The following is a 19,624-nucleotide window of genomic DNA, read 5'->3' on the forward strand; positions in this document are numbered from 1 at the left end:
ACCGTTCAAGAGTGGAGGCCCGTCGATGTCGAAGACCGGAAGAACTGCGCTGATCACCGGAGCATCAGCAGGTATAGGCGCGGCATTTGCTCGACACCTCGCAGCCGAGGGGCACAACCTCGTTCTCGTTGCGCGTCGCGAGGACCGACTCACTGCGCTGGCGGGCGAGCTGTCGTCCCAGCACGATGTGCGATGCGACGTCGTGTCCGCGGACCTCGCCGATCGCTCCGCGCCCCGGGCCATTCTCGAAAAAACGAAATCCCTCGGCGTCGACGTCGATATCCTCGTCAACAACGCAGGCATGTCGGGGAACTCCACGTTCGCAGATGCGCCGTTCGAGGCACTCGCCGCGGAGATACAGGTGATGATCACTGCCGTCACCGAACTCGCTCATCTGACGGTGCCCGGCATGAAAGAACGCGGATACGGCCGAATCGTGAATCTGTCGTCGTTGGCGGCGTTGCTTCCACCCGGTGCAAGTCTGCTGTACACCGGAATCAAGTCCTATGTGCTCGACATGTCGCAAGCACTCGATACGGAGTTGCGCCCGCACGGAATCCACGTGACTGCGCTCTGCCCTGGCTTCACCCACAGTGAGTTCCACGACGTCATGGGAACCCGAGATGCAGCAACATCGAAGCTGCCCTCTCTTCTGTGGCAGTCGCCCGAGGACGTTGTCCGAGAAGGATGGCGGGCAGTGAACAACGGCACGCCGGTGTGCGTGCCCGGGATGGTCAACAAAGTGACTGCTGCTGCCGCGAAGCCGATTCCGACTCGCATCGGCTACTACCTCGGCAAAAGCCTCAACCCTTTCAAGCTGTGAGATCCGATCGCCGACCTGCTGTAGAACAGAGAGCCCAACGCATGACCACCGATAACCACACCGGCTTCACCCGTACCGAATCAGCGTTCATGTCGGACGGAGTTCGTTGCGCGGCTACGGTCTTTCGTCCCCGCATGTCCTCTGCCAAGGCACTGCCGGCAATCGTGATGGCGCACGGATTCGGTAGTCCTCGCGCGTTGCGCCTCTACGCGTACGCCGAGCGTTTCGTCGATGCCGGTTACGTGGTGTGCGTCTTCGACTACCGGTTCTTCGGGGACAGCGATGGCGAACCGCGCCAATTGTTGGACGTTGTTCTGCAGCTTGCCGATTGGCGTAACGCAGTCGACTTCGCTCGCTCGCTCGACGGAGTCGACGAGAACCGAATCGTCGGATGGGGCACGTCGTTCGCCGGTGGACACGTACTCACGTTGGCGAGCAACGGAGTACGGTTTGCAGCGGTCATCGCCCAGGTGCCCCACATCGACGGTATTGCCGCCGTCCGTGCGACCGGGTTCAGGCAGGGGTTGCGCCTGGCTCCGGCCGCCATCACCGACATCGTCCGCGCTGCGCTCGGGCGATCGCCGCATTACGTCGACAGTGTCGGGCTGCCTGGGGCTCGTGCGGTGATGGTCTCACCCGACGCGATGAAAGGGCGTGACCGCTTGCTCCACGAGTCGGGACTGTCCGACGGCGACTACCCCGAAACCGTTGCGGCGCGGATACTGCTGAAGATCTGGCGGTACTCCCCGGGCCGTACGATGTCGGCTATCGACTGCCCCACGCTGGTGCAGATCGCGTCCGAGGATTCCGTCACCCCGGCGTCCGTCGCACAACGCGCCGCGGCGAAAGTTCGCGGTGCCACAGTTCGTACTTACAACGGTGGCCATTTCGATCCGTACGTCGAACCCCTCTTTTCCTCGGTGGTCGGTGACCAACTCTCATTCCTGGCCGACAACGTGCCCTTGAAACTGGGGACGGTTCCCTCCGCTTGATCGTGCGGTTCGCTGCACTCCGTCGTTCTCGGATTGGATCATCATGCACGACGGTACGAAGAACTCTGAACTATGGCTGCTGCGAACATATTTCGGTGATGACGACGACGCCGCGTGGACCAGCCTGACGGAGCAGGCCCGCCACGCGCGATCCTCGGTATCAGGTGCCGCGCTGGTCATTTCCTCGGACCGGACGCAGTGTCAGCAGCGCATTCGTCGGGTGCTCACGCGTCTGGCGACGCGCGCCGAGGCGAACGACGGCTTGTACGTTGTCATTGCAGACAAGCAGACGTTCGCACGCCACGATCGAACGCTGCTCACCATCGACTGTTCGGCAGTTCCACGTGATGCCGAACGGATACCGACGACCCGCATGGCCCCATCCCGAGCATTTCGCTTGGGCATCGATCGACAGACGGACACCGCGCACGCGAGCAAGCCGAATCGGTTGCCTATGCCGCACACCGCACCCGAACTTCTCAATTTCGAGCGGACCGACCTCGGCGATGCCGGCGATCTCGCTGCAAACGTCGGCGACGCGATTCGAGCCAGCCTGGGCTGGAGGACGGCGATGACACGAGACGGAAGCGGCGGGTAGATACCGGGAGTCCTCGAGGACCTCCGGGGCCGCCCATAGACCCGGCGACCCTCGCTCGCCCAGCGACGCACCCGACCCTCAGCTGCGCACCCGAGGCACACCACCGACCTTCGAATTCAGTGGCTAACGAACGGCGGTGACGGTGCCGAGTCGGCGCAGAGCTACCCGAGCCGCGTTGTATCCGCCCATTCCGTGTACTCCGCCTCCTGGAGGTGTTGCTGCGGAACAGATGTAGACGCCGTCGATGCCGGTCCAGTAAGGGTTCACGCTGATGCGGGGCCGCACAGCAACTTGTCCCGGATCGTTCGAACCGGTGATGATGTCGCCGCCCACATAATTGGGGTTGTAGGTCGGCATCTGGGTGGTCGATCGGACAAAGCGGGCCCTGATTCGCTTCCGGAAACCTGGGGCGAAGCGTTCGATCTGGTCGATGATCACCTCGCTGGCGTCGCCGGTGTATCCGTTGGGTACATGAGCGTAGGTCCAGATCGGGTGGACGTTGCCCTGCGAGCGGCTGGGGTCGGCCAAGTACTGCTGGCCGAGTAGGATAAACGGCCGACGCGGCATCACTCCTCGATGGACGTCGCGTTCCGCAGCGGCAACCTCCTCGAAAGTTCCACCGAGATGGACTGTTCCGGCGCGGCGGGCGTTGTCGTTCGTCCAGGGAATCCCGTCCTCGACGGCGAGGTCGAGCTTGAAAGCGCCTGGACCGTAGCGCCATCGACGGTAGGGCCGTGCCACTCGCTTGGGGAGAGCATCGCCGGCGATATCGGCGATCGCGGTCGGTGACAGATCGAGCATGACGATGTCACTCGTCGGAATCTGTTGCAGCCGAGTCACTCTGACGCCCGTCTCGACTTTCCCGCCATGCTCGGTCAATATCGAGACCAGCGCGTCGCTGATCGCCCGTGAGCCGCCTTCGGCCACCGGCCAGCCGTACTTGTGGCCCGCGGCGATCATCATCACTCCGACGGCGGAAGTGGTGGGCCGAGTCAGTGGATACAGAGCGTGGGCCGCGACGCCCGAGAACGCCGCGCGCGCCTCGGGTGTCTTGAACCGGCGGGCGGTCAGCGACGCCGGTGCCAGCGCGTTGAGGCCGAACTTGGTCAACGTGATCGGGTGACGTGGCATGTGCAGCAGCGGCCGGAAGAAATCGGTGGTCAAGTCGTCGAATCGATCCGCCAACGGTCCGAAGAATCGCTGCCAAGCAGCGCCGTCGATGCCGAGCCCGGCCGCGGTGTCAGTGATGGATCGGTGGATCACCCCGGCGCGGCCGTTGTCGAGGGGTTGCACGGCGGCGACTTCCGGATGTTTCCACGTCAATCCGTGGGCTTCGAGGTCGAGGCTGTTGAAGAACGGTGACGCCGCCCCCACCGGGTGCACGGCCGAACAATCGTCGTGCAGCACACCCGGCAGGGTCAGTTCGGAGGTTCTGGTGCCGCCGCCGACCTTGTCGGCCATTTCCAGGACCGTCACCTCGACACCGGCCATCGCCAGCGTCACCGCGGCCGCGAGACCGTTGGGCCCCGATCCGACGACTGTTGCTGTCGTCATCGTTGTCCCACTGCGTCGGGCAGCGAGGTGACGGTGACGGGAATCGACCCCGTCTCGTCCAGCCACGACTGGCGGGTGATCATCTCGGACACTGCAACCGTTCCTTCTTCGATGACGCCGGTTGCGGCGTCGACGATCCGGTAGCTCTGAGTTCCTCGGTGCATCGGCTGCCCTTCGATCATGACCACCCGGATGTCGCCGTCGGCGAAATGGCATTTACGTTGCACAGCCTCCAGCAACTGTTGATTGTGCAGATGGCCTTCGCCGAAGTTCCAGCCTAGCAACGCGCCCGCCAGGAACTCGCCCTCCCGTACGACGTAGTCGTCGCGGTTGTCGACCGCTCGCGAAATCAGGCCCATGTGCGCTCGGCCGTGACTGTGCATCGATCGCCAGGCGGTGAACTTCTGCATCATGAACTCGGCTGTGTCCTCGTCGTACAGTTTGATCAGCTGGAACTTGGTCATGGGCGCGGACTTGACGATCTCCGCTTGCAGTCGCTCCTCGACACCGGGGCGCAGGATCCACGTGTTGGTCGCCCAGTTTCCCGCGTAGTACCGCATGCCCATGAGGAACGAGATCCACTGCGGCTTGGTTCCTCCGACGATGATGCCCGCTACCAACGCGACGACGATCGAATACGGCCAGACGCTGGTCGCGTTCCACAGCGAGTACTCGCTGCCGGTGTAGTTGCCGAACAAGAACCACGCGGCACCGATGACGAAGAGGTTCCATTCCAGCGGCACCCCGGCCGGAAAGGTCGAGAGGATGAACAGGTGGAAAATGGTCATGCCGATCAGCACCACGGTCGTCAACGTCGAATTCATCGAAAAGATCAGGATGGCCGGCAGGACGTATTCGATGACGGTTCCCTGATGGGCGGCGATCTTCGCGAAGGTCGACGGCCGCATGTCGTCGGGAAAGTTGCGGTACAGCTTTCGCTTGAGCCAGGTGCTGGGCAGAAGCGGGCTGTTGGAGATCATCACGGAAACCACGAACGGGAAGTGGTGGTTGAGCTTGGATGTCGCAGCGCCCCACCAGATGGCCAGCATGATCAGCTTCAGCGCGATGATCATGTCCACGAACGGGAACAGGAACGCGATCACCATGACGAGGTATTGATCCGAGCGGGCGGCCAAGAAGATGGTCTTGTCCCGCAGGCCGACGAGCGCCAGGAGCGCAATCACAGCTATCGGCGCTGCCGGTGCGAGCATTCCGGCGGAGCCGATACCACCGGCGACTCCGTCGGAGATCAGTCCCCAGACCAGCACAGCGATCAATCCGGCGTACAGCGCGACGTCGCCGACGGTGCGGGTGTCACCGGAGGTGAGCGGAATCTTGTTGGGCCACGGGGCGAGCCGCATCGTTCCGGGGCGGAGCCAGTAGGTGAAGCCGCCGACGGGCGGGAAGAAACGCATCGTCAACGGCCCTGAGCCGCAACCGAATCCCAACACCTCGAACAGGACGGTGAACAGGACGAACTTCTGGAAGACGATCGGCTGGGTCCACCACGAGCCGATCTCCGACAGTGCGCCCAGGCCAGGTGTGGAGGAGGAGATGATCCACAGGGGGATCGTGACGTACGCGATCATTTTGATCACGTAGAACAGATAGGCCCCCACGGGTGTGCCGAAACCGTATTCGCCCCAATGCTGGACCTGGATTTTCAAGCGTTCGAGCTGAGGGAGGCGACGCCACTGCCCGAGGTCGATATCGGGCAGAGTCGGTGACATCAGACCCATCGTGAGTCCTTTCGGGGAAGTGAATGGTTTACGCGGTGGGGGCAGGCGCGGCCAGTCGCCGGCGCAGTGAGGGCTTGTCGATCTTCCCGACAGGGTTCTTGGGAACCTCGTCGACGACGATGATGTCGACGGGCCACTTGTACTTGGACAGTGCGGCTTTCACGTGCGCATCGATGTCGGCTTCGGTGATGGTGGCGTCGGCAGTGAGCGAGACGAACACCACCGGCTCCTCGCCTCTGACCTCGTGCGGCTGACCGACCACGGCCGCTTCGTATACGCCGATGAGTTGGTAGACGACGTTCTCGATTTCCTTGGGGTAGATGTTCTCGCCGCCGCGGATGATCATGTCCTTGGCGCGGTCGACAAGCGTCAGATATCCGTCCTCGTCGAGTGTGCCGATATCGCCGGTTCGCAGCCAGCCGTCCAGGATGGTCTCCGCTGTCTCCTCGGGTTTTCCGAGATAGCCGCGCATCACGTTGGCTCCCTTGATGAGAACCTCACCGGGTCGCCCGTCGGCGATGGTGTCGCCGTGCTCGTCGACGATTCGAATTTCTTGACCGGGTAGCGGGAGTCCGACTGTTCCCGGCTTGCTGAGACCGTTCAGCGGGTTGACCGTCGAGGCGCAGGTGCCCTCGGACAGGCCGTAGCCCTCGACCACCGGTACACCGAACCTGGCCTCGAATGCGGCCAGCAGTGCTGGGCTCGCCGGTGCCGCGCCGCAGACGGCGAACCGCACCGAGCTGGTGTCGGGTTTCACGGTTTCCGGGAGATTGGCGAGTATCGCGTAGATGGTCGGCACACCCGAGAAGAAGGTCGGGCGGGCAGCTTCGACTCGGTCGAAGAACGTCGACGGGTCGAATCGGCCGGCGATGGTGGCGCGCCCACCCGCCACGAGGGGCGAAAGAATGCTCACGACAATGCCGTTGACGTGGAAGAGCGGAAGAATCAGCAGGCTGTGCTCGTCGGCGTCGAGGGAGAATTGTTCGACGCTCATGGACGTCATCGCCGTGAGGTTGGCATGGTCGAGCATGACGCCCTTGGGCTTTCCCGTCGTCCCGCTGGTGTAGATCAGCAGGGCCAGATCGTCGGGGGCGGTTGCTGCTCGGGTACTGGCGGCCGGGTGCGCGGTCAGGTCCGTTACGTGTGCAACCTCGTCGGGGACTTTCGATGCCAACTCCGGTGCCGTGACCACCAGCGATGCCGAGCAGTCGTCGATCTGATAGTCGATCTCCTGCGTGGTCAGCGACGGATTGACCGGCGTCGCAGTCGCACCCAACCGCCACGCCGCGAACAGGGCGATCACGAACTCGACCTGATTCGGCAGCATGATCGCCACAACGTCGCCGTGTGAGATACCGCGACTGGACAGCAGCGCCGCCGCCGAGCTCACGGCGTCGCGGAATTCGCGATTGGACAGTGACACTCGATCGTCGGTGATGGCAGACGCGTCCGGAGCTGTCGAAGCGCGCAGATCGAGAAGGTCGGGCAGATGCATGAGGGTCCTTCACTGGGGGAAGCGGTCGCCCCAACGCTAAGGATCCCGTGTGACGCAGGCCATATCTCCGGGAAATAGAGTTTCAGGCGTCGTTTGTCTTACAGAGACAAGACCTCGAACAGAGGAAAGGGGCAAACGCAGCGTGGCGGATCGCCTATTGTCGAATCCGTGCATCCGCCGCCGATCAAGGTACACGCCGAGTCCGCAGTCGAAGCTGTTGTCGCGTACGTCATCGCTGAGATGAGCGCGCACCTGGTCGAGGAGTCACGCAACATTCGTGCCGTCCTCGAACGCGAGATCGCGGAGTTGGGTGGGGACAGTCAGCTGCTGGAGTTGCTCGGTGCGAGCATCGAGGGCAACGTCGATACCGTCTTCCACGTCCTGCAGCACGGCATCACGGCTGACCATCTGCACGCACCATCCGCTGCGATGGAATATGCCCGCAGGCTTGCCCAGCATGCGATTCCCGTGACCGCGCTCGTGCGTGCGTACCGGCTCGGCCAGTCCACGCTGCTGGATCGAATCTTCGCCAGATTGCAGGCGTCTTCCATCGATCCTGTTCTGGGACTGCAGGTCTCGCATCGCATTGTCTCGATCAGCTCGGTGTACATCGACTGGATCTCGGAGCAGGTCGTTGCCGCGTACCAGGTCGAACACGAACGGTGGCTTACCAACCGACACAACGTCAAGGCCACGCGCATTCGCGAACTGTTGTCGTCATCGACGCCGATGGACAATCAGCGGGCGTCCCACACCATCGGATATCAACTCGACCAGCGTCATTGCGGGGCGGTTCTCTGGATGGTCGAACCGGACTCCGAACGAGACGGCCTGTCCAGGCTCGAACAGTTGACTCGCCGGATCTGCGACATGCTCGGTGCGAACCCAGAACCGCTGTTCGTGGCCGCAGACAGCCTGACTGCGTGGGCGTGGCTACCGCTCGGGCGAGGATCAGACCGTCCGGACCTGAACGGAGTCCGGGAATTGTTCGACGACAGGGAATTCAGGGATGCTCGCATTGCTCTGGGTACCGTGCAGTTCGGCAGCGCAGGGTTTCGGACCACACATCAACAGGCCCAGCACGCGAGCGCGGTGGCGGTTCTGGCCGACGATGCACGCCGTTCCGTCACCTCCTACGACGACCCGGGACTGGCGGTCAGCTCGCTTGCCAGTACCGATCTGGGCCGCGCCAACGAGTGGATCCGCAGCACTCTAGGGCAGCTCGCTGACGACACCGAGTCGGCAAAACGACTGCGAGAGACGTTGCTCGCTTTCTTCGACCATCAGTCGAGCCACAAAGCCACCGCACAGAAACTGCACGTGCACTACAACACCGTCAAATATCGGGTCAAGAGCGCAGAACACATGATCGGACACCCGATCGCCGACAACAGATTCGACATCGAGCAGGCCTTGGTTCTGCAGTCCTGGCTGGGGAATTCCACCCATCAGTCCTGACCCTGCCCGCCCGGATTTCGGCTTGGATCGGGACGTCCCGGTCGAGGATTCAGCGGCGACACCGCCACCAGGTGATCCGAGTCGATGACGTCCAGGAAACAAGATGGACGGGATCGGGAGCCGATGCTGACCTTCGCCACTCGATGGCAACGGTCAGCATCGCTCACATCGAATCACCCCGCCAGCTCGGACGGGTCATGGACGGAACCGTTGCGTCGGTATGACTTGCCACTCTTTGTGATGGGAGTCAGGTGAGCCGGAAGAGTCTGCGGTGTTGCTGTCACGGTTCATACGACGGTGGCCGCGTATGCCACGAACACCACGAACATGGCCGCGCCTCCGAGAGCTGCGCCGATCATTGCCTCGCGGCCATTCGTCGCCATGCCCTTTTCGTCTCGGCCTACGCCGACCCACCCGCACACCACAGCGGCGACACCTGTTGGGACCGCGACAAAATCCCCGATGAAGGGTACGAACGCGCAGACCAGCGCGATGATGCCCAGGGTCAGCGCGGCACTGCCGGCACCGTTGCGAAACAGCGGCCGTGTGGTGTGTTCCTCGGCCATGCCGCCTCCCTCTTCCCGGTCCTGATGCAGTGGCTCGATGCACGGGTCCGTCGCGCGCGACACGACGACCAGACCCACCAAAAAGATACCCTCGATATGCTCGGAGGCGCGATGGCACCGATGCACCGCAGCTCGCGACTTCCGCGCCCTCGGGCCGAAGACTCCAGCTAGTCTCGGTCGGTGACGGACTCAACGTGGGACGGGTATGTCCGTGTGCGCGGTGCTACCGAGCACAACCTGGCAGCTGTCGATGTCGACATACCCCGCAATGCGTTCGTCGCGTTCACAGGGGTGTCGGGGTCTGGAAAGTCGTCACTGGCTTTCAGTACCTTGTACGCCGAAGCGCAGCGACGCTACTTCGAGTCGGTTGCCCCCTACTCGCGTCGACTGCTTCAGCAGGTGGGCGCACCCCATGTCGCCTCCATCACCGGCCTTCCCCCGGCCGTTGCTCTGCAGCAACGCCGGGGTTCGCCCAGTTCACGCTCCAGCGTCGGCACCATCACCACCATGTCGAACCTCCTGCGCATGCTCTACTCCCGGGCCGGTACCTATCCCGACGGTGCGTCGTTGCTGTCGGCGGAAGCCTTTTCACCCAACACCGTCGCCGGGGCCTGTCCGCGATGCGGCGGGTTGGGCGACTTCCACGATGTGACAACGGAACTGCTCGTTCCCGACCCGTCGCTGAGCATTCGTGAGGGGGCGATCGCGGCGTGGCCGGGTGCCTGGCAAGGCGCAAACCTGCGCAGCATCGTCAGCGGCATGGGTATCGACATCGACGCGCCGTGGCGCACGCTGAAGAAGAAGGACCGAGACTGGCTTCTCTTCACCGAGGAGCACCCCAAGGTGTGGATCGAGCCTGAAGAGGGCCGCGTCGACCACAGTTACGAAGGTAAGTTCTGGAGCGCCCGTAGTCACGTCATGCATGTTCTGTCGGACTCGAACAGTCAGCGGATGCGGGACCGCGCGCTGCAGTTCACCGAGACCGTCCGCTGTCCGAAGTGCTCCGGCAGTGGACTGCGCGCCGACGCGCTGGACGTCACCATCGCCGGCCACTCGATCGCCGAGATCAATGCGCTCTCGCTGACAGAACTTGCCGCAGTATTGCGCCCGGTCGCCGAACAGTCGGGGGAGGCTACGGAGGTGGCGGTACGCATCACCGCCGACCTGCTGGCCAGAATCGACGTGTTGCTCGAGTTGGGCCTGGGGTATTTGGCGCTCGGGCGTAGCTCGACGACGCTGTCGCCTGGCGAGACGCAGCGGTTGCGGATCGCCACCCAGCTCCGTTCCGGTCTCTTCGGGGTGGTGTACGTGTTGGACGAACCCTCCGCCGGGCTGCATCCCGCGGATGCCGAGCCACTGCTCGACGTCCTGGACCAGCTGAAGGCGTCGGGAAACTCCTTGTTCGTCGTCGAACACGACATGGACGTGGTCCGCCGCGCAGACTGGGTGGTCGATATCGGACCTGCGGCAGGCGAGGGCGGCGGACGGGTTCTGTACAGCGGCCCCGTCGCCGGCTTGGAGGAGGTCGAGGAGTCGGTCACCGGCAGGCACCTCTTCGGGCGAGCGGAATCTGTGCAGCGTGAGGCGCGCCCCACCCAGAGCTGGCTGACTCTGGCCGGGGTCACCCGGCACAATCTGCGGGAGCTGACGGCGGAGTTCCCACACGCTGTGCTGACGGCAGTGACGGGTGTGTCGGGCTCCGGTAAGTCGACACTCGTCAGCCAGGTCTTGTTCGAAGTGGCGCGCCACCGACTCGAGACCGCGGCAGAGGAGGACGACGACGCGCAGATCGAGGTCGACGTGGCCGAGGTCTCCGGAATCGAGTCGTTCACCCGCCTGGTCCGGGTGGATCAACGCCCCATCGGCCGAACCCCCCGATCGACACTGGCCACCTACGTCGGAATGTTCGACATCGTCCGCAGACTGTTTGCCGCCACCGATGAGGCCAAGGCCCGGGGATGGGCACCCGGACGATTCTCCTTCAATGTCGCCGAAGGACGATGCCCCACGTGCCAGGGCGACGGTTTCGTCGAGGTGGAACTGCTGTTCCTTCCCGGGACCTACGGCCCGTGCCCTACCTGCCACGGTGCGCGATACACCCCGGAAACTCTCGAAATCACCTGGCACGACAAGACAATTGCCCAGGTATTGAACATGTCGGTGGACGAGGCAGCGGTGTTCTTCGCCGATATCGCGGGAGCATCCCGCAGTCTGGAGACCTTGCGCGATATCGGGCTCGGCTACCTTCGGCTCGGTCAACCCGCCACCGAGCTGAGCGGCGGAGAAGCGCAGCGCATCAAGATTGCCACCGAATTGCAGCGCACCCGCCGAGGCACTGCCCTCTATCTACTGGACGAACCGACCGCAGGGCTGCATCCCTCCGATGTCGCACTGCTCATGCGCCAGCTGCACTTGCTTGTCGACGCAGGCAACACCGTGGTGATGGTGGAACACGACTTGGACGCCATAGCGTCCGCAGACTGGGTCATCGATCTCGGTCCCGGCGGCGGCGACAACGGGGGCACCGTGGTCGCCACTGGGACTCCCGCCGAGGTGGCGGCGTCCCCGGACAGCATCACGGGGCCATATCTGGCCCGACGACTCCAATCCTGAACTGCCGCTTCGTCCATTGATTCCGGACCGTAGCTGTCCGCGATGGGTTTCATGATGACGTCATGACAATCACTGAGCCTCCGACCCCGTTCGTTGTCGACGTCCCGCAGTCCGAGCTCGACGACTTGGCCCGTCGTGTTCGCGACGCACGTCTGCCCGAACCCCTCGGTGCCGACGACTGGAGTACCGGAGTCCCGATCTCCGTTCTGCGGTCGATGGCGACCACCTGGGTCGACGATTTCCGCTGGCGGGACGTCGAAAAGCAGCTCGCGTCGTTCCCTCAATACGTGGTGGAGATCGACGGGCAGCGCATCCACTACCTGCATGTGCGGTCGTCGCGCGCTGACTCCACTCCTGTTCTGCTGTGTCATGGATGGCCGGGGTCGTACCTGGAGTTCCTCGACTTCATTCCGCTGCTCACCGAGCCGGACGACCCCGACCTTCAGGCCTTCGACGTGATCGTGCCGTCCGTCCCCGGATTCGCCTTCTCCACGCCGCTGTCCGACGACGGGTGGAGTACCGATCGCGTGGCTCAGGCGTTCGTGGAGTTGATGAGTTTCCTCGGGTACGGCTCCTATGTCGTGCAGGGCGGTGATTACGGTGCCGGAGTCGCACCGGCGATGGGTCGTCTCGATCCGGACCACTGCGCCGCCATTCATGTCAACGGGTCCATCGGTGCGCCTTACCGAGAACCCGACGAGGCGGAGCAGAAGCGTTGCACCGACACCGAATTGGGCCGTTACCGGCGGGTGGGCGAGTTCATGGAGTCGGAGTTCGGGTATATCTCCATCCAGTCGACGCGTCCGCAACTGATCGGGGCTGCTCTGACCGACAGTCCCATCGGTCAGTTGTCATGGATGCTGGACAAATTCCGCGCGTGGACCTACCCGTTCGACGAGGAACCGGATGGTGCTCTCGGCCGTAACCGGATACTCGCCCATGTCACCCTGTATTGGTTGACGCGGAGCGCCGGTAGCGCCGCTTACACCGTCTACGCGGCCGAGGGTGGGGCCTGGGCCGGTCCGCAGGCAAAGCCGTCACAACCGGTGGGTGCCATCATGTTCGCGCACGACATCGGCATCAGACACCTTGCGGAACAGGAGTTCGACATCGTGCACTGGACCGATGTTCCGAATCACGGTGGTCACTTTGCGGCGATGGAGGAGCCGGTGCGTCTTGCGGCGGATCTGCGCCTGTTTCTGTCGTCGTTATCGCCGGCCGGTTGACCGACCGCTGGGAGTGGGGACAGTGGCCGCGGCCGCCGACAAACGCCGTCCAGCTGGAATCAGAATCGTCACACCGGCGCCGATAATTGCCGGCAAGGCGAAGGCCAACAGCTGAGTGCTGGTTCCCGCGCCGGCGGCAACGAACAGTCCGCCGTAAGTGGGACCTACGATCGCGCCGAGTCGTCCCACCGCGAGTGCGACGCCCAGTCCTGTGGTCCGGCACGACACGGGGTAGTAGCCGCCGATGAAAGTGTTGAGCAGGATCTGCGTCCCGGTCGTTCCCATTCCTGCGATCAGCACCAGAACGTACACGATCCCGATAGGGGGAGTGGTCGCGATCAATGCCAACGACACTGCTGCACAGAGGAATCCGAGGGTAGTCACCGGTTTGATGCCGAACCGATCGGCCAGGTGAGCACCGCCGAGTGCGCCCACTGCACCGCCCACGTTGAGCACGAGCAGAAAGGACAGTGCTGCGCCGAGCGGGTATCCGGCCGAACGCATCACCGCGGGCAACCAGGTCGCGACGCCGAACAACACGAGGAGGCACAACAGTGTCATCACCCAGAAGGACAACGTCACTCGCGCACGGTTCGCGGTGAACAGTGCGCCGATCCCGCGATCTGTCGATTCAGGGGCACCACCGGATTTCTCTACTGTCTCCTCCAGTCCGTAACGAGTCGAGATCACCTGTGCCGCATCGGTCCTGCCCCGCGAGGTCAGGAAGGCGGGAGATTCGGGGAGATATCTGACCATCATCGGCAGAATCAACAACGCCGGGATCATCCCAGCTGCGAACATAGCTCGGAAGCCGAATGCCGGGACGAGCCACAGGGACAAGATTCCGGCCGCAATACCGCCGACACTGGTGCCCACGAATCCCAGTGCGACCGTTCGTGCTCTGGTTTCGAGGCGGGAAAACTCGATCAGCATCGACGCCGCGGTCGGCATCAGAACCCCCGCCCCGACGCCGACGACGAATCGCGCTGTTCCGAACATCTCGGGAGAGGGTGCAATCGCACAGCATCCCATTGCGGCCGAGAACAGTGCGACCGCGGCGATCAAGGCGCGCCGTCTACCCCAGCGATCCGCGATGCTGCCTGCGGCCAGTGCCCCGACCAACATGCCGACTCCCACCACTGATCCGAGGACACCGACGGTCGCCGGATCCAGATCCCACGGCTGGTACGCCAGGAGTGACGGCACCACAGTTCCGTACATCAGAAGGTCGTACCCCTCCAATGTCAACGCCGCTAGGCAGAGTGCGACCACAGGAGAAAAAGTGTTACGTGACATGTTTTTCCGCTCGCGAGAGGGTCAGATGAAGTGGTGGGACAACCAGGCACCGATATCGGCGGCGGCCAGAGAAGCGCCGGTGGGCGCGCCATCGCGAATGGGTCCACCGAAGTGGGTGCCCTCGATCGCCACGCGGGTTTTGTCGACCGAGCCCAGAGCCTCGGCCATCCTCGACGCGTCCTCCGGGAAGCACGCCTGATCGCCGGTCAATTCGACGAACAACGACGGGACCGTGACCGAGGGTGCGCACCGAACGAAGTCGGCGTTGGAGCTCAGAGCGGACCACGTCGACAGCCAGGCATCGGGCGTCGACAAGCGTGCAAAGCCGACGAGACCGTAGTTCGTCAGATCCGGCCGACGGCCGAACAACGAACCGTAGGGGCGGGCGTTGGGGCTGAGCGACAGGTCCATGAACCTCAGGTCCGCGTCGGTGCGATAGACGGTCGATATTCTCGGTGCCAACGCATCTCGACGATCGGCAGGATCACCGCTTGTCTTGAAACGCCGTCGAGCATCGGATGCTTCGGTGACCCGTGACCGCGCAATCGCGTCGAGCCGAGCGACGCGCTCGAGCTGAGCGGCGCGGTACCTCTGGATGAAATCGGTGGAATAAGTAGAGCTTTCAGGTGCGTCGACAAATCCGTTCGCCTTGTCGAAGGGATCGAGTGTCGGGTCGATGGACATGGGGTCCGATTCGTCGACGACGGACGGATCGATCAGTCGCAGCAACAGCGCGCCCTGTCCGGGGTGCGGGGCCATGAAAATCGCACCGTCCGGCAGTGGCATCTCCGCGGACGCGAGGTCGATCGGCCGACCTGCAGGCGTTGCCGCCAGCCGCTGCTCGGGCGCGAGCGCGGCCTGCTCGTGGTAGAACGCGAACAAGGTGCCACCGCCCGAGTGGCCCAGCGTCACAACGTGATCGAAGGAATGGGAGCGTAGGAACACCTGCCCGGCGGCGGCGTCGAGCAATGCCTGCTCGTGCACCAGCGAAATGTCGTTGTTCACCGATCGCGTGCCCTGGGTCCACACCGCGTATCCGCGGGCGAGGAGCTCGGGCACGAGAACGTGATGTGTCAGGTCCTGTCTCGGGTGCATCAATGCAACGACCGTCTCGGCACCGGGAACGGTCCGCAGCACTCCGCTGACCTTGACACCGTCGGCAGTGGTGACCTCGTGCGCCGAGGTGACCGTGTTCGACGGAGCCTCGGCGGCATCGATGTACCGACCTGCGCCGAGGCGGGCCTGAGTCATGATGTCTCGACGCGCAAAGCGTCTTTGTCCCACTGGGTGATTCGAGAATCTGCCAAGCCCGAGACACTGCTGTACCAGACGGCGTGCCTGCACCCGGTGGCCCGACGGTCGATGACGATGTCCCCGTCCGAGACTATGCGGAAGTACGGGCCGACGTGGTCTACGCGTACGGCTGGGTCGACGTCGGCCACCGATGCGATAGTGGTGTTCTCGGGAATGTCGAGAACATACAACGTGGTCACGACACCCCCACCTCGTTCTCGGCCGACCAGTCGGCTGCACGTTCGACGATCAGTTCGGCCTTGCGGGTCAACAGGTTCGCCATACTCGGGTCGGGTCCGCGAACGACGTCGATGAGGGCGTCGATCGTCAGGTTCGCGTCGAGATCTTCCTGCGGCGTGACCGGACGCATCGCGCGGGTGAGCTCGATCATGTAGCCGTTGGGATCGTGTGTGTAGATCGACTCGATCGTCTCGTGTTGGATTTGCATCTCCACGGGCCAGTCACTGCCGTCGAGCCGCCGCCGGTATTCCATCAGGTCTTCTTCGCTGTCGACGTGGATTGCCAGGTGACGTGAGCGGATGAAGAAGGTCGGTACGTCCTCGGCGAAGCGTGAATAGGAATCGCCCTGTGGTCCACCGTCGAACGGTTCGAGGCCGAAGTAGTAGAAGAAGGCGAGTCGGTCGTCGTTGCCGATGTCGAAGAAGAAATGGATGAAGTCCGGATGCTTCTCCGGGCCCCACCCTGCTGCGCAGATGGAGTGGACGACGGGGAACCCGAGAACGTCGCGGTAGAACTCGACCGTTGCTGCCGGATCGAACGTGGGGTAGGCGACGTGGTCGACGCCCCGGACCTTGTGTGGCAAGTCGGACATGAAGATTTCCTCTCTCGGAATGTGACGATCTACGACGTGACGACGGCGTCTGCCCGGAGCAGTGAGCCGGCGTCCGGAAGATCGACGAGTAGGTCCAGCGCCCGGAGCAGGCTGTAGGCACCTGCCGTCGCGGCCGACACAACGGGGATGCCGAATTCGTCCTCAGCTGCTTGGACGAGCGGTAGGGACGGCATCTGTACGCACGCGGAAATCACCAGGGCGTCGGCGCCGGTGAGTTCCAACGACCGTGCCGCGTCCATGACTCGTTCGCCTGGGATGCAGCCGACTTCGGCGTTGTCGGACACCTCGAGTGCACGCCAATCGAGTACGCGAATGCCCTCGGCCTCGATGTACTCGACCACCTTCTCCGCGAGCGGTCGCATGTACGGCGTCACCAGAACGATGTTCTTCGCGTCCAGAGCCCGCAGGCCTTCCACGAGAGCGCCCGCACTCGACCTGACGGCTGCATCGGATCCGCCCGTGGCGAGCTGTTCCGCGATGAGCCCCTCGACCCGTTGGTGTTCCCCGGGCCCGGCGACCATGAGGGCGACGAGGCACGCGTAGAGAATTGCGTCGATTCCGGCATCGCCCAACTCGAGGATGCACCGTTCGCGCTGGGCATTCATGGCCCGCAATTGCTCCGGCGACACGGCCTGCATGCGCATGCGCGAGGAGTGGAACGAGAACCGGGCATCTCGATGTCGCGCCAACAGGGCGGGCATCTCCGTTTCCACGGTGACGTTGGAGCTCGGTACGACCAAGCCCACACGATGGATACTCATGAACTTCCTTTCGTTAATTGACGCTAATGACGAGTATTCGACGTCTGCGACGATTCGTCAAGCGTCTCGGACCTGGGGAATCGAATCAGGGTGTCGAGTCGGGCAGTATCGAGGAAGGTGGCAGCACTCACATTCACTCTTGACATGTCGTCGGTCACGTCGAATACTCGACACAGACGTAAGCAGTGTTCGAGGGTGTTTCGCTCTCACACGCCAGAACGTCTTCGACTCGGACCTAAGGAGCACACCGGCATGACCTATGTGATCGGAGTGGACGTCGGCGGAACGTTCACGGACGCAGTACTCGACGACAGTTCCGGCACCGTGGTCGCTGCAAAAGCGCCCTCGACTCCACCCGACTATTCCCAGGGGGTCATCGACGTTCTCGAAGCGTTGGCCGAGCAACTCGGATGTCCGGTGCAGGAAATGCTCGCGAACACCCACCACATCGCACACGGCACCACGTCCTCGCTCAATGCCCTGGTGATGGGCAACGTTCCACCGGTCGGGTTCTTGACCACCAAGGGGCATCGGGATTCGATCTACATCATGAACGTCGAGGGCCGGTACCTCGGTGGCTCTCCCGAGCAACTGCAGAACGTGTTGGGGCAGAGCAAGTCCCATGGTCTCGTCCCCAAGCGGCATGCACTCGAGGTCACCGAACGCCTCGACCGTGACGGCACGGTCGTCGTCGCGCTGGACGAGGATTCGGCGCGCGCCGCCATCCGAAGCCTCGTCGACGACGGCGTCTCCGGAATTGCGGTCTCGCTGCTCTGGTCGTTCCGTAACCCTTCGCACGAGCAGCGTATTCGTGAGTTGGTCCACGAGATCGACCCGGATATGTTCGTCTCGCTCTCTTGTGAAGTCAGTCCTCGTATCCGTGAGTTCGCCCGCAACGCGACGACGATCATGAGCACCCAGATCGGGCCGGGACTACGCGACTATCTGGGTTCGCTGGAATCCAAGCTGCGCGCACTCGATCTCGCCGGCCCACTCCTGGTGATGCAGAGCAACGGCGGTGCCGTTGCCGCAGCCGAGGCCCCGAAGAACGCCATCAGCACGGTCGGCTCGGTCCTCACCGGCGGCGTGGTCGGAGCCGTATCACTCGGAAAGCAACTCGGACACAAGAACATCATCGCCACCGACGTCGGCGGAACCACCTTCCTCGTCGGACTCGTCGTGGACGGTGAGCCGGTGCGTGCGTCGAGCACCATCATCAATCACCACCCGATCAACGTGCCCACCCTGCAGGTGCACGCCATCGGCTCCGGCGGCGGTGCCATCGCGTGGGTGGATGCCGGCGGCAACCTCCAGATCGGGCCGCACAGCGCCCAGGCGGTACCCGGACCTGCCTGTTACGGACAGGGCGGCACCGAACCCACCAATGCCGACGCCAATCTCGTCCTCGGTATTCTCCCCGAACGCGGACTGCTCGGTGGTCGCAAACCACTCGACAAAGAGCTTGCGCGCGAGGCTATTCGACGCCGCATCGCGGAACCGCTCGGTCTGTCGATCGAGGACGCAGCCGCCGCGATCTATGCCGTCCAGAACGCGCAAACCGGAGACCTGCTGCGCAAGACAGTCGTCGAAGCGGGGCACGATCCGCGCAACTTCGTTCTCTACGCATTCGGTGGAGCCGGCCCGTCGCATTGCGCTGCCTATGCAGCCGAAGTCGGCGTCAAGGAGGTCATCGTTCCGCTCGGGCAGGTGGCATCGGCGTTCTCGGCCTACGGTCTTGCGTCGTCGAACATCGTCCTCGCGGCCGAGCTGTCCGACCCAGCAGCGATGCCCCTCGATCCGGCCCGCGCCGAAGCGAATTTCGACGGCCTGGAGAAGCGCGTCCGCGAAGCCCTCGGTCGACAAGGACTCAATTTCACGTCTGTCCAGGTCGAACGTGAAATCGACATGCGGTACACGATGCAGTTGGCAGAGGTTGCCACAACCATTCCCGAAGGCTCGCTGGACTCGTCGAGCGTCGCACACGCCTCCGATCTCTTCGAGCAGCGCTACGCAGACCTTTACGGGAAGGACAGCGGCTTCCGTGAAGCGGGTATTCAGGCGATCACCTATCGCGTGCGTGCAACCGGCGTCCTGCCGTTCTCGCCGACCCTCCCTGAGCTGAAGTCGGCCGATTCCGCCGATGCCTCGGTCGCTCGCATCGGCACCCGAAAGGTCAACTTGGACGGGCGAATCGGATACGTCGACACCGACATCTACGACTACAGCAAGCTCGCCGCCGGGCATGTGCTCGCCGGCCCCGCCATCGTCGAAGTCCCGACGACCACAGTCGTCGTCCCGCACGGCACCACCGGAACTGTCGACCGCCTCGGCAACCTCAACATCGTCGCCGGCTGAGA

16 protein-coding genes are annotated in these 19,624 nt (G+C 63.5%); 7 read left to right on the forward strand and 9 right to left on the reverse strand.

All coding sequences use genetic code 11. From position 1 onward, the window contains the following. The first annotated feature begins 25 nt into the window (after positions 1–25). The 3 genes from R4P57_RS00140 to R4P57_RS00150 are packed head-to-tail and all read left to right on the forward strand — an operon-like array spanning position 26 to position 2,413. A complete protein-coding gene (locus R4P57_RS00140) occupies positions 26–823 on the forward strand; it encodes an SDR family oxidoreductase (RefSeq protein WP_317800876.1) in 798 nt (265 codons plus the stop codon). A 41-nt stretch (positions 824–864) separates the two neighbouring features. After that, the gene (locus tag R4P57_RS00145; RefSeq protein WP_317800877.1) at positions 865–1,815 is read left to right on the forward strand and encodes an alpha/beta hydrolase; all 951 of its coding nucleotides are present in this window, start codon (positions 865–867) and stop codon (positions 1,813–1,815) included. A 43-nt stretch (positions 1,816–1,858) separates the two neighbouring features. Continuing rightward, the gene (locus R4P57_RS00150; RefSeq protein ID WP_317800878.1) at positions 1,859–2,413 is read left to right on the forward strand and encodes a DUF6924 domain-containing protein; all 555 of its coding nucleotides are present in this window, start codon (positions 1,859–1,861) and stop codon (positions 2,411–2,413) included. Positions 2,414–2,536: 123 nt separating this feature from the next. Here R4P57_RS00150 and R4P57_RS00155 read toward each other — a convergent pair whose 3' ends face one another. From R4P57_RS00155 to R4P57_RS00165, 3 genes are read right to left on the reverse strand one after another with little or no spacing between them, the layout of a single operon-like run. Next, a complete protein-coding gene (locus R4P57_RS00155; RefSeq protein ID WP_317800879.1) occupies positions 2,537–3,967 on the reverse strand; it encodes an NAD(P)/FAD-dependent oxidoreductase in 1,431 nt (476 codons plus the stop codon). Further along, entirely contained in the window at positions 3,964–5,706 is a 1,743-nt protein-coding gene (locus R4P57_RS00160) for a DUF3556 domain-containing protein (RefSeq protein ID WP_317800880.1), read from the reverse strand. Before R4P57_RS00160 ends, R4P57_RS00155 begins: the two co-directional genes overlap by 4 nt. Positions 5,707–5,734: 28 nt before the next feature. After that, on the reverse strand, positions 5,735–7,201 hold the full coding sequence (locus R4P57_RS00165; protein WP_317800881.1) for a class I adenylate-forming enzyme family protein: 1,467 nt from the start codon (positions 7,199–7,201) through the stop codon (positions 5,735–5,737). A gap of 168 nt (positions 7,202–7,369) precedes the next feature. Between R4P57_RS00165 and R4P57_RS00170 the strand changes: the two genes are divergently transcribed. Further along, the gene (locus R4P57_RS00170; protein ID WP_317800882.1) at positions 7,370–8,659 is read left to right on the forward strand and encodes a PucR family transcriptional regulator; all 1,290 of its coding nucleotides are present in this window, start codon (positions 7,370–7,372) and stop codon (positions 8,657–8,659) included. A 287-nt stretch (positions 8,660–8,946) separates the two neighbouring features. Here the strand turns inward: R4P57_RS00170 and R4P57_RS00175 are convergent, their stop codons facing one another. Further along, complete coding sequence (locus R4P57_RS00175) at positions 8,947–9,225, reverse strand: hypothetical protein (protein WP_317800883.1); 279 nt, start codon at positions 9,223–9,225, stop codon at positions 8,947–8,949. 180 nt (positions 9,226–9,405) lie between these two features. Here R4P57_RS00175 and uvrA point away from each other — a divergent pair, with 180 nt between their 5' ends. After that, complete coding sequence (gene uvrA, locus R4P57_RS00180) at positions 9,406–11,838, forward strand: excinuclease ABC subunit UvrA (RefSeq protein WP_317800884.1); 2,433 nt, start codon at positions 9,406–9,408, stop codon at positions 11,836–11,838. 62 nt (positions 11,839–11,900) lie between these two features. Further along, positions 11,901–13,064 (forward strand): epoxide hydrolase family protein, encoded by a 1,164-nt coding sequence (locus tag R4P57_RS00185; protein ID WP_317800885.1) that lies wholly within the window; start codon positions 11,901–11,903, stop codon positions 13,062–13,064. Here the strand turns inward: R4P57_RS00185 and R4P57_RS00190 are convergent. The 5 genes from R4P57_RS00190 to R4P57_RS00210 form a co-directional block, all read right to left on the reverse strand. Beyond that, a complete protein-coding gene (locus R4P57_RS00190; RefSeq protein WP_411742260.1) occupies positions 13,047–14,270 on the reverse strand; it encodes an MFS transporter in 1,224 nt (407 codons plus the stop codon). The genes R4P57_RS00185 and R4P57_RS00190 overlap by 18 nt on opposite strands. A gap of 111 nt (positions 14,271–14,381) precedes the next feature. Beyond that, a complete protein-coding gene (locus tag R4P57_RS00195; RefSeq protein WP_317800888.1) occupies positions 14,382–15,611 on the reverse strand; it encodes an alpha/beta hydrolase in 1,230 nt (409 codons plus the stop codon). Continuing rightward, positions 15,608–15,853: a hypothetical protein gene (locus tag R4P57_RS00200; protein WP_317800889.1), complete on the reverse strand. Its 246-nt coding sequence runs from the start codon at positions 15,851–15,853 to the stop codon at positions 15,608–15,610. Before R4P57_RS00200 ends, R4P57_RS00195 begins: the two co-directional genes overlap by 4 nt. After that, complete coding sequence (locus tag R4P57_RS00205) at positions 15,850–16,485, reverse strand: VOC family protein (RefSeq protein WP_317800890.1); 636 nt, start codon at positions 16,483–16,485, stop codon at positions 15,850–15,852. The genes R4P57_RS00200 and R4P57_RS00205 overlap by 4 nt, the downstream gene beginning before the upstream one ends. 29 nt (positions 16,486–16,514) lie before the next feature. Continuing rightward, positions 16,515–17,267, reverse strand: coding sequence for a maleate cis-trans isomerase (locus R4P57_RS00210; protein ID WP_317800891.1), 753 nt, complete (start codon positions 17,265–17,267; stop codon positions 16,515–16,517). Between the two features lie 252 nt (positions 17,268–17,519). Between R4P57_RS00210 and R4P57_RS00215 the strand changes: the two genes are divergently transcribed. Continuing rightward, a complete protein-coding gene (locus R4P57_RS00215) occupies positions 17,520–19,622 on the forward strand; it encodes a hydantoinase/oxoprolinase family protein (protein ID WP_317800892.1) in 2,103 nt (700 codons plus the stop codon). The last annotated feature ends 2 nt before the right edge of the window (positions 19,623–19,624 follow it).

It is taken from the genome of Rhodococcus sp. IEGM 1330, assembly GCF_033142445.1.
Taxonomy (GTDB): Bacteria; Actinomycetota; Actinomycetes; order Mycobacteriales; family Mycobacteriaceae; genus Rhodococcoides.